Here is a 15,785-nt window from a genome sequence, read left to right as displayed (position 1 = left end):
CAAGTGTCTTTTTGCTTCACAATGGAATATTGTCCACCATTAATATTCTTTAGTCCACCTTACCCCACCTCAGTAAGCCTATTTTTGCATAAAACTTTAGTGATCAAATAAAAAGATATTATGCAAACACGTAATTCGTTTGGCGTTATTCTTCTGCTTGTTTGGGTTTGTTCCTGCACAAAACCTGGGATATACGCACCGGTGTCGCTCCCTAATCCGTGGCAAGACAATTACTTATCAGTGTCGGGTATGGAAAATTATCGTTCATGGGGAACGTACAATGTACACGATCCTGCCTGCAAAAAGTTTGGCGATACTTACTACATGTATTCTACCGATGCTATTTTTGCTGAGAACAAGGAAGTAGCTAAACAGAAAAATGTTCCTTTGGGATATATCCAAGTCCGTAAATCTAAAGACTTGGTAAACTGGGATTTGGTAGGTTGGGCCTTCCCTAAAATACCTGCTGAAGCTGTTAACTGGGTACGCACCCATGCAGAAGGTCAGGGAGCCACTAATATCTGGGCGCCTTATATCATAAAACATAATGATGTGTACAGGCTATATTATTGTGTATCGGCTTTTGGTAAAAAGACATCATATATAGGTTTGGCAGAGTCTGCTTCACCCGAAGGCCCTTGGATACAAAAAGGATGTGTCGTGAAAACCGATGAGCAGACACCGATGAACGCCATTGATCCCAGCGTGATTGAAGATCCTCAAACGGGTAGGTGGTGGATGCATTACGGCTCCTATTTTGGTGGTTTGTTTTGTGTTGAGTTGAATCCCGCTACAGGACTTACCCGGCAAAAAAATGACTACGGTCATCTCATTGCTCGAAGAGCCAACTACAAAAAAGACAACCTGGAAGCACCCGAGATTATTTATAATCCGGAATTGAAGAAATACTTTCTTTTCGTTTCTTATGATCCGCTGATGACAACCTATAATGTTCGCGTGGGGCGTGCCGACAAGCCCGAAGGTCCGTTTCTGGACTATGCTGGACACGACCTAAAGGATACCACCAATAACTTTCCCATCCTGACGGCACCTTATGCTTTTGAAGGTCATCTCGGTTGGGCAGGTACGGCACACTGTGGTGTGTGGCGCGAGGAAAACGGTCGCTATTATATGTTCCACCAAGGTCGGTTATCGCCCGAAAACCAGTTAATGGTGTTACATACACGGGAAATCTTTTTCAATGACGAAGGCTGGCCGGTGGTGTCGCCCGAGCGTTACGCAGGAACAAAGTCTCGGCGTTTTACTGTAAAAGATATGTTGGGAGAGTGGGAAATTATGCGTGTGATTGAACCGTTGCACGAACGTCAACTGGAAGCCGGACAAGTTTTGTGGGGTGAAGGACAGTTGGTTGCTGATGAAATAAACAGATCTTCCGTTTATCATTTTGAAAAAGACAAAACGCTGAGAGAAGGAGGTCGTTGGTCGTTTTATGCTGATAAACAGCTGTTGGACTTGACTATAAAAGGAGAAAGTATCAGAAATCTCATTATCTTTGCCGGACACGACTGGGAAAGACAAACGGAAACAATTCTTTTTACCGGATTGGATCAACGCGGCCGTTCGGTATGGGGAAAACGAATAAGATAATTGCATTTATTTAATATATACATAAATTATAAACCATGAGTAAACACAGGACTTTTTTAGCCGCTTTGGCATTATCGGCTGGTTTGGGTATGAATGCTCAAACCAATGAACTAGTCATTCAGACTAAGAAGTTGGGCGCTGAGATTCAGCCAACCATGTACGGACTCTTCTTTGAAGATATTAATTACGGAGCCGATGGAGGTCTTTATGCAGAGCTTGTTAAAAACCGCTCTTTTGAATTTCCTCAAAATCTGATGGGTTGGAAGACCTTTGGTCATGTAACATTAAAAGACGACGGACCGTTTGAACGTAATCCCCACTATGTGCGTTTGGCTTATCCGGGGCACGACCATAAACGTACCGGATTGGAAAACGAAGGTTTCTTTGGAATCGGCGTGAAGGCTGGTGAAGAATATCGTTTCAGCGTGTGGGCCCGTTTGCCCGAAGGCTCTTCTTCCGAAAAAATCAGAGTAGAGATTGTGAAACCGAGTACAAGTGCCGAAAACCATGCGTTTGCTTCTCAGGAGCTAACCATTGATTCAAAAGAATGGAAGAAATACCAGGTCATTTTAAAACCTAAGTTAACAGAAGATAAATCTATTTTGCGTATATTCTTAGCATCCAAAGGAACGATTGACTTGGAACATGTGTCTCTTTTTCCGGTTGATACGTGGAAAGGACATGAAAATGGTTTGAGAAAAGACTTGGCCCAAGCCTTGTATGACATCAAGCCCGGTGTATTTCGTTTCCCCGGCGGATGTATTGTTGAAGGTACCGATTTGAACACGCGTTACGATTGGAAGAAAACTGTTGGTCCGGTTGAAAACCGTCCGTTAAACGAGAATCGTTGGCATTACACATTCCAAAATCGCTTCTTCCCTGATTATTACCAGAGCTACGGAATGGGCTTTTACGAATTCTTCCTGCTATCTGAAGAAATTGGTTCGGAACCATTACCCGTATTGAGTTGCGGATTAGCGTGTCAGTTCCAGAATAGTGATCCGCATGCTCATGTAGCTGTGTGCGATTTAGATAGTTACATTCAGGACGCACTCGACCTTATTGAATTTGCCAACGGAGCAGTTACCACTAAATGGGGTAAAGTTCGTGCAGATATGGGACATCCGGCACCGTTTAACCTCAAATTTATCGGTATTGGTAACGAACAGTGGGGATCTGAATATCCCGAACGTTTGGAACCATTTATGAAAGCAATCAGAAAGGCCCATCCTGAAATTAAGATTATTGGAAGCTCGGGCCCCGATTCCGAAGGAAAACAGTTTGAATATTTATGGCCGGAAATGAAACGCCTGAAAGCCGACCTGGTGGATGAGCATTTCTATCGTCCGGAAAGTTGGTTCTTGAGTCAGGGAGCCCGTTACGATAACTACGACCGTAAAGGTCCGAAAGTTTTTGCCGGAGAATATGCTTGTCACGGTAAAGGAAAGAAATGGAATCATTTCAATGCATCCTTGCTCGAAGCTGCCTTCATGACAGGTTTGGAACGCAATGCCGACATCGTTCACATGGCGACCTATGCGCCTTTGTTTGCGCATGTAGAAGGATGGCAATGGCGTCCCGACATGATTTGGTTTGATAACCTCAAATCAGTTCGCAGCGTTAGCTATTACGTACAGCAGCTTTATGCGCACAACAAAGGAACCAATGTAGTGCCGCTAACAATGAACAATAAACCGGTGACTGGTGCCGAAGGACAAAAAGGATTGTTTGCCAGTGCCGTGTGGGACAAAGACAGTCAGTCGTACATTGTAAAGGTTGTAAATACGTCGGATGAGGCACAGCCGCTTTCGCTGACTTTTGCCGGAATGAAAAAGAAAGAAGTACTTTCAAAAGGAGTATGCATCAAGTTGCAATCTACAGATCCCGACAAAGACAATACATTAGATAATCCTCAAGCTATTGTGCCCGTGCAAACTGAGGTGTCGGCAATGGGTAATGCTTTTGATACGCAAATTGAGCCCAAAACATTTGCTGTCTACAAATTTGTGAAAACCACGAAGTAATGAATAGATTGAGATTCATGGGTAAATTGGGTTTGTTAATCCTTGCACTGGCAGCTCCTTTGGGGCTGTCAGCACAAGGTGATACTACATTTGTAGCCCAAGGAAACCCACTGTTCAAATACAAATATACAGCCGATCCGGGTGCGTTAGTACACGGTGATAAGGTTTACATTTCAAATGACCACGGAAGGAGTAAACCTTCCGCTATTATACTTTTCGCATATAAAATGGTTCTTCGTCACTTTAGGTGCAGTTTTATCCCGATTCATATTTTACAAATTCACCCCTTTACATCATGAATCATACAAATCTTGTCAAGAGCAGTTTTATATATTATTAACGGGTAAACCGGGAAGCAACAAGGAGCGGCAAGACTTTGGTAAAACATAACCAACTTTTTGAAAAACATAACCGACTTTTTCAAAAAGATAACGAGCAATTTTAAATCATAAACCGTCTTTTGAGTCCTGAGAAACCGTCTCTTCGCCGTAACACGGTTTCTCAGGAACCTTTTGCTACCGTGCAAACCGGCGCGAGGCACCGTGTGAATGCAATCATAAACCGTTAAGGCATAAAAAAAGGCAAGAGTATGAACTCCTGCCTTTGCGCCTATAATAATTTGAATATACTATAAGCTTATAAGTACAAAGATAATACATTATACTGTCAATTCCAAATCATTGTGGTTCTTTTATCAGGTTATTATTAGGGTACAAACCGCGGTGTTTCGAATGTAACGAAAACAGCCAATCCGCAAAATAAATACATAAAGGAACCAACGAAAATTCCTATATACAAACAATAAACAGATAGATGCTTATAAGGAATCATCGCCAAAAAAGTTGGTGATACTTGGTGATACTTGGTGAGGCTTTTTTTTAGCCAAGTGTCACACATAATATTCTGATTATCAAGTTACTACAAGCTTGGTGATACTTCTTTTTATACATTTTATGAGGTATTGCCAGAACCTAAGTTCAAGTTGTAAATGCGACACCTGGCTGAGGATTTAGTTATAAAGCTATAATTTTAGAGAGAAGAAGGTAAAAACCTGTTTTACTCTTCCTCTCTCCTGGAAAGAAGTTCTTATCTTGCTTCCTCAGTCTCCCAAAATCAGTTGCAGATATGTCACAACTTACCGAGAGTCAAAGATATGAAATTAGTTCATATCTCCAAAAAGGAAAAAGCAAAGATGAGATCGCCTCTTTGGTTGGTGTTCATCGTAGTACTATTTATCGCGAGCTTCGTCGTAATAAATTCAAACCTTCAGATGGTTACGATGCTGAGTACGCCCAGTATCGTTATGAGCTCCGCAAAGAGCAACGTCCGGTTAAAAGACGTTTTACAGTTTTCATCCAGGATCGTGCTCGGGAGCGGTTGGTTAATGACCATTGGAGCCCTGAGCAAATCAGCGGCTGGTCCAAACTTTTCGGTCAGCCTATGGTTTCCCACGAACGTCTGTATCAATGGATATGGGAAGACAAACGAAAAGGCGGCGATCTATATTTGTACTTACGCAGACGAGGTCGTAAAAACAGAAAACGGGGAAACAAAAATAAAACAAGAGTTCCCATAGCTAACAGAAAAGACATCTCTGAACGCCCAGCCATTGTCGGGAAGAAGCGATGGGGAGATTTGGAGATAGATACAGTGATAGGCAAAAACAGAAAGGGGCTCATTCTAACCATCAACGAGAGGAAGACTGGATTCGTGTGGATACATAAATTGCCCACCAAAGAAGCTAAATATGTAGCGGCCGCTACTGAAAAGCTACTGATGCCATTTAAAGGGAAAATACATACCATAACATCTGACAATGGAACGGAATTTGCCGACCATCAGTATATTGCTCAGGCATTGGGAATAGATTTTTACTTTGCAACACCTTATCACTCTTGGGAGAGAGGAGCAAATGAGAATCTAAATGGACTAATAAGACAATATCTTCCCAAATGGGAAACGATGGAACATGTTACACAAAGTTACTTGGAAGGTATTGCTAGAAAATTGAACCAAAGACCCAGGAAAAGACTCGGATACATGACCCCAGAACAGGCCATGAAATTCAAAGATCTAGAACACATGAAAAAGGCATTTAACATAAGATAATAATCACTGTCGCATTTACAACTTGAATTCAGGGAAGAATATCTCTTTCATTGATGTGTGATGTATAACAATAAATATAATACCGAACCTGCAAAGAAATCCAAAATATAGTTCTTAGAAACATTATTTCTGCTGCTAAATATGTAAATTTGTCATTATTTGAAGGGTACGATGAGGAACGTATGGTTGATTTACTGTTTGACAGTGTTATGCTGGATGCTAAAAAGAATTCTTTACAGTGAGATCCTAGTTTGAATGTAACCCTACATATTGGCCGAATCCATTTTAAATAATTTAGTAATATAGTTTATTATCATGAGAATGTTTCTTGTTTTTTTATTCGTTTTATGTTCGTCGGTGTCTACCGTTTGGGCACAAGTGGTGTCTGAGAAGAATTTCAAGGCTTATTTATTTGTTTACTTCACTGGTAATCACATTGATGAAGAAGCTGTGTGTTATGCCGTTAGTGAAGACGGTTATAGATACAAGGCACTGAATAACAACAAACCAGTTATCGATTCCAAAGTCATCAGCTCTACCGGTGGCGTACGCGATCCGCATATCTTACGTTGTCAGGACGGTAAAACATTTTATATGGTAGTTACCGATATGGTTTCCGACAATGGATGGGATTCTAATAGGGCAATGGTGTTGCTGAAATCAAATGATTTGGTGCATTGGAGTCATTCGGTCATTAATATGCAGAAACGATATAAGGGACAAGAAAAGCTGAAGAGGGTATGGGCACCTCAAACGGTATTTGATGCAGAGACCGGAAAATATATGGTTTATTGGTCAATGAAGTATGGTGATGGTCCGGATGTTATTTATTATGCGTATGCTAATAAAGATTTTACCGATCTGGAGGGTGAGCCTAAACCATTGTTTTTACCGAAGAACGGAAAATCTTGCATAGATGGTGATATTGTGTTCAAAGAGGGAGTATATCACTTGTTTTATAAAACTGAAGGGCACGGAAACGGAATAAAGAAAGCAAAAACACGTTCGTTGACATCCGGCCAATGGGAGGAAGAAGATGGTTATAAACAACAAACGACTGAGGCTGTAGAAGGCGCCGGCACTTTTAAATTAATCAACCAAGATAAATACATCCTGATGTATGATGTGTACATGAAAGGAAAATACCAGTTTACTGAAACTACTGATCTGACGAATTTCCGGGTAATTGATCAAGATGTGACAATGGATTTTCATCCTCGTCATGGAACAATTATTCCCATTACGGCAAAAGAATTAAAAAGAATAACTTCAAAATGGACTAAGTAAGTGTTCTAGGTTACAAGCTTATTCGCTCATTTTTCATACATAAAAGAAAGCGGTAAAACGAGTTATTACACTACGTTTTACCGCTTTTCTATTATGCTTTTATTTGATGATTAAGCTAATTTTCTTGAACCATCGCTAATTACTACATCGTATACTTTAGGACTTCTTCCAAATTTAGCCTTGAAAGTTTCTTCTGCTTTGGCAATGAAGCTATCATAAAGTTCATCTTTCACCAAGTTGATGGTACAACCACCAAAGCCACCACCCATCACGCGCGATCCGGTTACGCCGCATTCTTTTGCACAATCGTTAAGGAAATCAAGCTCTTCACAGCTAACTTCATACAATTTGCTCATACCGTGGTGAGTCTCATACATTTTTTGTCCCACAGTTTCGTAATCGCCTACCTGCAGAGCATCACAAACATCAAGCACACGTTGAATTTCTTCAATCACGTATTCAGCACGCATAAAATCTTCCGCAGTGATTTCGCTCTTCACTTCCTTGAGCATGTCCATAGTGGCATCTCTCAAGAATTCTACATTCGGGTGATTCTTTTTGATGGCAGCAACTGCTGTTTCACACGACTGGCGACGTTTGTTGTAAGCCGATGAAGCTAACTCATGTTTAACAACTGAGTCAACCAATACCAAGCGGTAACCTTCCGGTTTGAAAGGGAAGTATTCGTATTCCAAAGAACGGCAGTCCAAACGGATAAGGCTTCCCGCTTTTCCGAATACCGAAGCAAATTGGTCCATAATACCACATTTTACACCGCAATAATTGTGCTCTGTAGCTTGTCCTACTTTAGCCAGCTCAAATTTGTCGATGTTACCGTTGAAGAGTTCGTTCAATGCAAATGCGTATGTACTTTCCAAAGCGGCAGAAGAAGACATACCTGCACCCAAAGGAACATCACCTGCAAATGCGGTATTGAATCCTTTTACTGCTACTCCACGTTTAATCATTTCACGGCATACTCCGAAAATATATCTTGCCCAACTAGCTTTAGGTGCATCTTCTTCATTCAACCCAAATTCTACATAGTCTTTCAGGTCAATAGAGTAAGCGCGTACCTTATCGGTGCCGTTTGGCTTTATCTCTGCAATCATTCCTTTGTCAATAGCTCCCGGAAAAACAAATCCTCCGTTATAGTCAGTGTGTTCTCCGATGAGGTTGATGCGTCCGGGTGATGCATATACATTTCCGGTTTCGCCTTCAAAGTGTTTGATAAAACGGCTTCTTACGAATTCTATATCCATGGTGTTTTAAATGTTATAGTGTGAATAAATTAAATGAATGTTCGGTTATTCTACCGGAATATCTTTGTTAACGTTTTTACAGCCAACCAAACCATAGAATAGTAAGTAAGCCAGTAAAACGATAATCAGCCAGTAACTTGCCATGTAGCCAACAGCATCTGAAATGAATTGTTGAACAAGTGGCAGCACACCACCACCAACAACCATCATCATGAAAATACCCGAAGCTTGTGCGGTGTATTTACCTAAACCTTCAACAGCTAAGTTGAAAATTCCACCCCACATGACCGATGTACATAAACCGCAAAGTACAAGGAACAAGGCACTTACAGGAACTTGCGCCATTTGGAATCCTTTGTCTACGCTGTAACCTGGCATAGAAAGAGTCACTTCTTTGGGGGTAATGATAGCGATCAATACAAAGCAGATGGCTGTAGCAGATACAACAATAAGTTGAGTTCTACTTGATATTTTACCACTGATAGCGCTACTTGCCGAGCGACCTACCAACATCAGTAACCAATAAATAGCTGAAATAGCACCACCGATAGCTGCACCGTCTACTAATAAGCCGGCACCTTTTTCGCTAGAGTCAGCCAAGTAAAAGTTTAATGTACCCGGTATACCGATTTCGATACCAACATAGATAAAGATACCAACAACACCTAATAATGTATGGCGGAAATGCCAAGGGCTGTGAGCAAATTTTTCCTTTTCAACATTGCCTTTGCGAAGATGTGGTTCGGGGATAGCAATGAATGAGATGATGATAAATGCAGAAGCAAATACTCCCATGGCAATAAATAGCAACGGTGCCACATCAGTCATAGCAGTCTGAGCCGTAACTGTGCCAATCAATGCACCTACAAAGAGTGGAGTCAATGTACCCGAAAGCGAGTTTAGCGCACCGCCGGTTTGTATGAGCTGATTACCTTTGTTGCCACCGCCTCCTAAGAGGTTTAACATGGGGTTTACTACGGTGTTAAGCATACATACGCAGAAACCACAGATAAATGCACCCAATAAATAAATGATGAAGTTCAATTTTATTGCGAATCCGCCCAACATGAATACATCCACATTGGCTCCAAATAAGCTTGATAGATATTGAGTAAATAAGCCTAATACACCCACTGCCATAGCAATGAGGGCTGTTTTCTTATACCCAATTTTAACGAGCATATTTCCTGCTGGAATTCCCATAAATAGATATGCAAGGAAGTTCATCATGTTTCCCATCATACCTAAGGTGTTGGCTCCTTCGTATTGGTTTTTCCAAATTGTACCGAAAGGCGCTGCCAAATTTGTCACGAATGAAATCATGGCAAAAATGAAGAACATCGTGATTATGGCAACGATGTTTCCGTTCTTTTTTTCTTGTATCATTGGTAAGTTTTTAAAGTAGGGTTTATAAATGAGTTAGTTAATTATTTCTCTATTGTAAATTTGTAAATAGTCATTTGATAATACTCTTCACCCGGTAACAAGGTTGCCGAAGGAAAATAGGGCCTGTTTGGAGTATCAGGGAAACATTGTGCTTCAAAGCAGATTCCACTTCTTGCAGGGAAGGTTGCGCCGTGTGCTCCTTCGAAGCCATTCAGCCAATTGCCGGTGTATAGCTGAACACCAGGTTCTGTGGTATACACTTGCATTGAACGTTTGCTTTCGGGGTCGGTATAAATTGCTGCCAAACTCAAGTCGTAACCCTCTTCTTTGTTCAGCACATAGCAATGGTCATAACCGGCACCGTTTATCAATTGTTGGTGTTTTTCTTTTATGCGTTCACCCACTGTGTGAGGAGTGCGAAAATCCATAGGAGTTCCTTCTACCTTCAGTATCTCTCCCGTAGGGATAGACACTTCATCAATAGGTAAAAAGTGATCCGCATTAATTGTAACTAGGTGATTGTTGATAGATGGGGTGGGGTTAGCTATTCCTGCCAAGTTGAAAAAACCATGATTGGTGAGGTTTACAAGCGTAGTCTTGTCTGTTGTGGCACTGTATTCTATAACCAGAGCATTGCTTTCTTCATCAATCTCGTAAGTCATTGTAACTTCCAAATTACCGGGGAAGCCTTCTTCACCGTCTACTGAAAGGTATTTAAACTCGATAGTGCTTTCATTTAATTGGTTAGCATCCCATACTCTTCTGTGGAATCCTGTGGGGCCGCCGTGCAACGCATTCGGACCGTTATTAATGGCTAGTGAATATATCTCCTCATCCAAAGTAAATCTCCCCTTGGCAATACGGTTTCCATACCGACCAATTACGGTACTTAAAAAAGGTTCCGGACTATTGATTACATGGTCAATGCTATCGTGTCCTAAAAGTACATTCGCATATTTTCCATCTTTATCGGGTACCATGATTGAAAGCAGAGCACAGCCAAAGTTTGTTACAGCTACTTCCATGCCTTTTTTGTTTCTCAGGATATATAAATCCGTGTTCTTTCCTTCTACCTGCTTTTGGAAATTCTTTCGATCAAGTTTCGATAAATTTCCGTCTGTTGAAAACGTGTTTATCATGTTCGGTATTATTTAAATTTCTGCAAATAAAGACAAATTCTTCGGTTCTCCCAAATTATTAGTGGCAAATGTTATTGTATTATTAGGAAAGTTTAGCGTTTGCCTGAACGGTATCTTCAAATTGTATTTTGAATGCTTAATTGCAGTTCTTTTTTGAGGAAAAAAACATTTTAAGAATGAATATTTTGATATTTTTTGTATGTTTGCCTTGAATTGTTAATATCCAATTTATAATCTAAGTTTATAACAAAAAAATGTATCCATTAAAATTTGAACCCATATTAAAGCAAACGCTTTGGGGGGGCGATAAAATTATTTCATTCAAGCAGCTGAATGACACACGAACTGAAGTAGGAGAAAGTTGGGAAATATCTGCCGTAGAAGGTAGTGAGTCTATCGTAGCAGAAGGACCCGACAAAGGAATGACTTTAACAGAAGTACTAAGCAAATACCGTGAAGAACTTTTAGGAGAAGCAAACTATGCTCGATTTGGTGTCAAATTTCCCTTGTTAGTCAAGTTTATTGATGCGCGCCAAGATCTTTCCATTCAGGTTCATCCTTCAGATGAATTAGCCAAGAAACGTCATAACTCAATGGGTAAAACTGAAATGTGGTACGTTATCGGTGCAGATAAAGGAGCCAAACTTCGCTCTGGATTTTCTGAACAGATTACTCCCAAGGAATATAAGGATAGAGTTTACAATAACACCATTACGGAGGTATTACAAGAATATGACATACAACCGGGTGATGTGTTCTTCTTACCGGCAGGTAGGGTTCACAGTATTGGTGCGGGGGCTTTTATAGCTGAAATTCAACAAACATCCGATGTAACTTATCGTATTTATGACTTTGATCGCAAAGACGCGAAGGGAAATGCACGTGAGTTACATACCGATTTAGCACGGGAAGCTATCAATTTCGAGGTACTCGACGATTACAGGACTCAATATGATGTGGTTGAGAACGAACCCATAGAACTGGTTGCCTGTCCTTACTTTACTACTTCGTTATACGATATGACTGAAGAAATCACGTGTGATTATTCGGAGTTAGATTCTTTTGTGATTTTTGTTTGTGTAGAAGGAAGTTGTACACTTTATGATAATGAAAAAAATGAGGTGTCATTTAAAGCCGGAGAGACGGTTTTAATGCCCGCATCTATACAAGAAGTAACTATTGTGCCAAACGGTAAAGTGAAATTGTTGGAAACATACGTTTAGATGAAATACTTATTGTTTGATATGAAAAATCCACGTCTTAAACTGAGATGTGGATTTTTTTATCTGAAGAATCGTCTGATTCTCTTCATTATTTTGATGCCTAGCATAGCTCCTTCGATAATTGCCATTCCGGTATTGAACGATTTTAGCAGTGAACTTCCTGTCGATGCTGCTTCAGAATAGGGTGCAAAGCTTTTCCTGGCCGTTTTCACGATGAGGCTCTTTTGCTCACGAATGGCTAGTAATACCTCTTCCTTTTGTCTGGCTATTTCTTCCAGAGTTATTTTTGCGGTAGTATCTTGCTTATTCATGACTACTTTGATTTATTTAAAAATAATCGGGCTACAAAATTCACTGTTGGTTGAATAATAAGCTGCTTTTTAAAATAGATAACTAACAGAATCAGTAATACGTTGATTCCTGCAATAACAGCGAAGCTGCCCATTAAACTACCAATTAGAGGCTCAAGTATGTAGGCTAGTGCAAATAATGCATAGAACAAAGCCACCATGCCTAATATGATAAGTATGATTACAGTTATGAATGTTGAAAATAAAATGGTTAGTTTCTCGGTAATTTCCAATTGGGTATATTCCCTTTGTAACTCCAGATACTTCTTGAATTCAACAAACAATTGTTGCAAATTGTCTATACTTTCGTCGTTAATAAACATAGTGGCTTTGAATTTTAACCTTTGACTTCATTTTTAATTTCAGCAGCAATCTCATCTACTAGATCTTCCATGTCGGTTCGATTTAGTTTAATACCTTTTTTGCGAAGTGCTTCTGCAATTTTTTTACGGGTATCTTCCCCTTTTTCGGGTGCAAATAATATCCCGAGTGCAGCTCCCACAGCTGCTCCTCCTAAAAATGCGGCCAGAACATTTAAACCTTTCATAATCAATCCTTTCTTTTAAATGTTATTACGATTGATAAACGCTGAGAAAGCAAATATTGTTCATTCTTTTTTTGAGTATGATTGTTCTTGCTTTCTTTTCTTTTTTCCACTTTTTCTTATTTTTCCCTTTTCTTTCTTCTCCAAAAATCACCGTTCGATTTATTTCCCCGATACTTTTTGTTTTCTTTCGCCTTTACTTTAAGCTCTTCGGTTACTTTTTCTTGGGCTATAATATTGTCTTTGGTTACAAAAGGGTGGTCTTTTACTACTTCAATGTTTTTGTTGATCAGCTTTTGTATGGTTTTCAGGTAAGGAATTTCTTCCGAATCACATAAAGATATGGCAACACCTTCGTGCCCTGCACGACCAGTTCTTCCTATTCTGTGAACGTATGTTTCCGGAACATTAGGCAATTCGTAATTGAATACGTGTGATAGTTGGTCAACATCAATGCCTCTAGCTGCAATATCAGTTGCTATCAGTACACGCAATGTATGTTCTTTGAATTCGCTTAACGATCTTTGTCTGGCATTTTGGCTCTTATTTCCGTGAATAGCGTCGGCTGTAATACCTTGTTTGCGCAAAGCGCGAGATAGCTTGTCGGCTCCGTATTTGGTACGCGTGAATACTAATGCCGATTCAATGTTTGTATTTTCAAGTAAATGAATCAGTAAATTCGTTTTCTCTTTTTTCTCAACATGATAAATATACTGAGATATGATATCTACCGTAGAAGAGATCGGAGTAACTTCTACTTTAGACGGTTTGTTCAGCATGCTGTTAGCTAATTTCTCTATTTCCGGGGGCATGGTTGCTGAAAATAGAAGAGTTTGGCGTTTAGATGGCAACAGTTTGAGTATACGCTTAATGTCATGAATAAAACCCATATCGAGCATACGATCGGCTTCGTCTAAAACGAAGAAATCTAGTGCTTTCAAAGATACAAATCCTTGTTCTATTAAATCAAGCAATCGCCCAGGAGTTGCAATAAGAATAGAACTGCCTCTTCTGAGTTCATCGGTCTGTTGCTTTTGTTTTACGCCGCCAAATATTACCGTGTGACGTAAACCTGTGTATTTGCCGTAAGCTTCAAAACTTTCACCAATTTGTATGGCCAATTCTCTGGTTGGAGTTAGTACCAATGCTTTGATCTCTTTCTTGTGATTACTGTTATACAATGTTTGTAAAATGGGTATGGTGAATGCAGCAGTTTTTCCTGTTCCTGTTTGTGCACAACCTATCAGATCTTTTCCTTGAAGTAAAACCGGTATGGATTGTTCTTGTATGGGAGTAGGTGAGGCATATCCCTCTTCTTTAAGCGCCCTAAGTATAGGGTCAATTAATTTTAAATTTTCAAATGTCATTGATTCGAGTTAATGAGCCTCTCGGCTCCGTTATAATAGGCACAAAGATACGCTAACCTTTTGCTGAATGGAGGGTTCTTCTGTTGAGTTTAATTATATTTAACTAAACAGATTGACTATTGACAAGCAGGAAACGGTACTTTTGTCTAGGCTTTAAGATTAATGATTAAATAAAATGATGAAAGACAGAATTGTTTTTATAACCGGAGCCAGTAGTGGCATTGGATTGGGGTGCGCCCGAAAATTTGCTTCTCAGGGAGCAAGCTTGATACTCAATGCAAGAAATGTAACTGTTCTGGAGGATATAAAAAAAGAGCTGGAAACAAAATATGCAACTCGTGTTTTGCTATTACCTTTTGATGTTCGTAACCGAGATGAAGTTGCTAAGGCATTAACATCATTGCCGCAAGAGTGGCAGGCGGTAGATGTGTTGATTAATAATGCCGGATTGGTTATTGGACTTGATAAAGAACATCAAGGTAATCTTGATGAGTGGGATGTGGTTATTGATACTAACATTAAAGGATTACTAACTGTAACGCGTCTTTTAGTGCCCGGTATGGTTGAACGAGGTAGGGGACATATCATCAACATCGGTTCTATTGCAGGCGACGGTGCCTATCCCGGAGGAAGTGTGTATTGTGCAACTAAAGCTGCCGTAAAGGCTCTATCTGACGGTTTAAGAATAGATTTGGTTGATACGCCGTTGCGTGTAACCAATATCAAGCCCGGTATGGTTGAAACAAACTTTTCTGTAGTACGATTCCGAGGTGATAAAGGAGTTGCGGATCGTTTTTACCAGGGTATTCATGCTTTGTCGGGTGATGATGTGGCCGAAACGGTTTATTATGCAGCTTCTGCTCCCGAGCATGTGCAAATAGCAGAAGTCTTGCTAATGCCTACCAATCAGGCTACCTCAACTCTTTCGTATAGAAAAAATGTATAGAATATTGTTTTGTAAAACAAATTATTAACTAAAATATGACGATTATGAAAAAATTAGTAATGTTAGCTACGGGTGTATGTGTAGTCTTTGCACTTAGTTCTTGTAAATCAAGTGAAAGTGCTTATAAAAAAGCATACGAGAAAGCCAAACAACAAGAACTTGCCGAACCTCAAGTGAATGCACCGGTTGATGTAACTCCGGTTACTACAACTTCAACAGTTGTTAAGTCAAATAGCACAGCTCCTGTACGTCAGGAAAAAGTAACTGTGGTTTCAGGTGTTGATGGTTTAAAAGAATATAGTGTAGTTTGTGGTAGCTTTGGTTTGAAAGCTAACGCTGAAGGTTTGAAAGACTTTTTAGATGCCGAAGGTTACAATGCAACCATTGCATTTAACGCTGAAGCTGCGATGTACAGAGTTATTGTTAGTACTTTCTCTGATAGAGGCGCTGCTGCTGATGCTCGTGATGCTTTCAAAGCTAAATATCCTAATAGAAAAGACTTCCAAGGCGCATGGTTATTGTACCGTGTCTTCTAATAAA

General features: G+C 40.0%; 14 protein-coding genes and 1 pseudogene. 8 read left to right on the top strand and 7 right to left on the bottom strand.

Annotated features, from left to right (window positions below; all coding sequences use genetic code 11):
- Positions 1-120 precede the first annotated feature (120 nt).
- The 5 genes and pseudogenes from ACKPCE_RS14190 to ACKPCE_RS14170 all read left to right on the top strand — a co-directional run.
- A complete protein-coding gene (locus ACKPCE_RS14190; protein ID WP_319505664.1) occupies positions 121-1,608 on the top strand; it encodes an arabinan endo-1,5-alpha-L-arabinosidase in 1,488 nt (495 codons plus the stop codon).
- Positions 1,609-1,643: 35 nt separating this feature from the next.
- Positions 1,644-3,632 carry an alpha-L-arabinofuranosidase family protein gene (locus tag ACKPCE_RS14185; RefSeq protein WP_319505663.1) on the top strand — a complete coding sequence of 663 codons (1,989 nt, stop codon included), beginning with the start codon at positions 1,644-1,646 and terminating at the stop codon, positions 3,630-3,632.
- A complete protein-coding gene (locus ACKPCE_RS14180; protein WP_407655009.1) occupies positions 3,632-3,931 on the top strand; it encodes a hypothetical protein in 300 nt (99 codons plus the stop codon). Before ACKPCE_RS14185 ends, ACKPCE_RS14180 begins: the two co-directional genes overlap by 1 nt.
- 826 nt (positions 3,932-4,757) lie before the next feature.
- Positions 4,758-5,741: an IS30 family transposase gene (locus ACKPCE_RS14175; RefSeq protein WP_319505662.1), complete on the top strand. Its 984-nt coding sequence runs from the start codon at positions 4,758-4,760 to the stop codon at positions 5,739-5,741.
- A gap of 321 nt (positions 5,742-6,062) precedes the next feature.
- Positions 6,063-7,019 (top strand): annotated as a pseudogene (locus ACKPCE_RS14170) (glycoside hydrolase family 43 protein); the annotation flags it as partial.
- A 119-nt stretch (positions 7,020-7,138) separates the two neighbouring features.
- Here the strand turns inward: ACKPCE_RS14170 and galK are convergent.
- Genes galK through ACKPCE_RS14155 form a run of 3 tightly spaced genes read right to left on the bottom strand, consistent with a single transcriptional unit; the run spans position 7,139 to position 10,815 of the window.
- Positions 7,139-8,290, bottom strand: a complete 1,152-nt coding sequence (gene galK, locus ACKPCE_RS14165; protein WP_319505661.1) for a galactokinase — start codon at positions 8,288-8,290, stop codon at positions 7,139-7,141.
- Positions 8,291-8,335: 45 nt separating this feature from the next.
- Complete coding sequence (locus ACKPCE_RS14160; RefSeq protein WP_319505660.1) at positions 8,336-9,676, bottom strand: MFS transporter; 1,341 nt, start codon at positions 9,674-9,676, stop codon at positions 8,336-8,338.
- Positions 9,677-9,717: 41 nt separating this feature from the next.
- Positions 9,718-10,815 (bottom strand): aldose epimerase family protein, encoded by a 1,098-nt coding sequence (locus ACKPCE_RS14155; protein ID WP_319505659.1) that lies wholly within the window; start codon positions 10,813-10,815, stop codon positions 9,718-9,720.
- 254 nt (positions 10,816-11,069) lie between these two features.
- On the opposite strand from ACKPCE_RS14155, the gene ACKPCE_RS14150 reads away from it, so the two are divergent.
- The gene (locus ACKPCE_RS14150; protein ID WP_024996698.1) at positions 11,070-12,038 is read left to right on the top strand and encodes a type I phosphomannose isomerase catalytic subunit; all 969 of its coding nucleotides are present in this window, start codon (positions 11,070-11,072) and stop codon (positions 12,036-12,038) included.
- 59 nt (positions 12,039-12,097) lie between these two features.
- Here the strand turns inward: ACKPCE_RS14150 and ACKPCE_RS14145 are convergent, their stop codons facing one another.
- The 4 genes from ACKPCE_RS14145 to ACKPCE_RS14130 form a co-directional block, all read right to left on the bottom strand.
- The gene (locus tag ACKPCE_RS14145) at positions 12,098-12,349 is read right to left on the bottom strand and encodes a hypothetical protein (protein ID WP_319505658.1); all 252 of its coding nucleotides are present in this window, start codon (positions 12,347-12,349) and stop codon (positions 12,098-12,100) included.
- 2 nt (positions 12,350-12,351) lie between these two features.
- On the bottom strand, positions 12,352-12,711 hold the full coding sequence (locus ACKPCE_RS14140) for a phage holin family protein (RefSeq protein ID WP_319505657.1): 360 nt from the start codon (positions 12,709-12,711) through the stop codon (positions 12,352-12,354).
- Between the two features lie 14 nt (positions 12,712-12,725).
- The gene (locus ACKPCE_RS14135; RefSeq protein WP_024996695.1) at positions 12,726-12,935 is read right to left on the bottom strand and encodes a YtxH domain-containing protein; all 210 of its coding nucleotides are present in this window, start codon (positions 12,933-12,935) and stop codon (positions 12,726-12,728) included.
- A gap of 116 nt (positions 12,936-13,051) precedes the next feature.
- Entirely contained in the window at positions 13,052-14,299 is a 1,248-nt protein-coding gene (locus tag ACKPCE_RS14130) for a DEAD/DEAH box helicase (RefSeq protein WP_308764240.1), read from the bottom strand.
- A gap of 178 nt (positions 14,300-14,477) precedes the next feature.
- On the opposite strand from ACKPCE_RS14130, the gene ACKPCE_RS14125 reads away from it, so the two are divergent.
- Positions 14,478-15,245, top strand: coding sequence for an SDR family oxidoreductase (locus tag ACKPCE_RS14125; RefSeq protein WP_319505986.1), 768 nt, complete (start codon positions 14,478-14,480; stop codon positions 15,243-15,245).
- Between the two features lie 44 nt (positions 15,246-15,289).
- On the top strand, positions 15,290-15,781 hold the full coding sequence (locus ACKPCE_RS14120; protein ID WP_276992469.1) for an SPOR domain-containing protein: 492 nt from the start codon (positions 15,290-15,292) through the stop codon (positions 15,779-15,781).
- Positions 15,782-15,785 lie beyond the last annotated feature (4 nt).

The sequence above is a fragment of the Bacteroides graminisolvens genome, assembly GCF_963666085.1.
GTDB lineage: Bacteria > Bacteroidota > Bacteroidia > Bacteroidales > Bacteroidaceae > Bacteroides > Bacteroides graminisolvens.
Note: the sequence above shows the minus strand (reverse complement) of the source record. Positions and strands in the feature narration are given on the sequence as shown.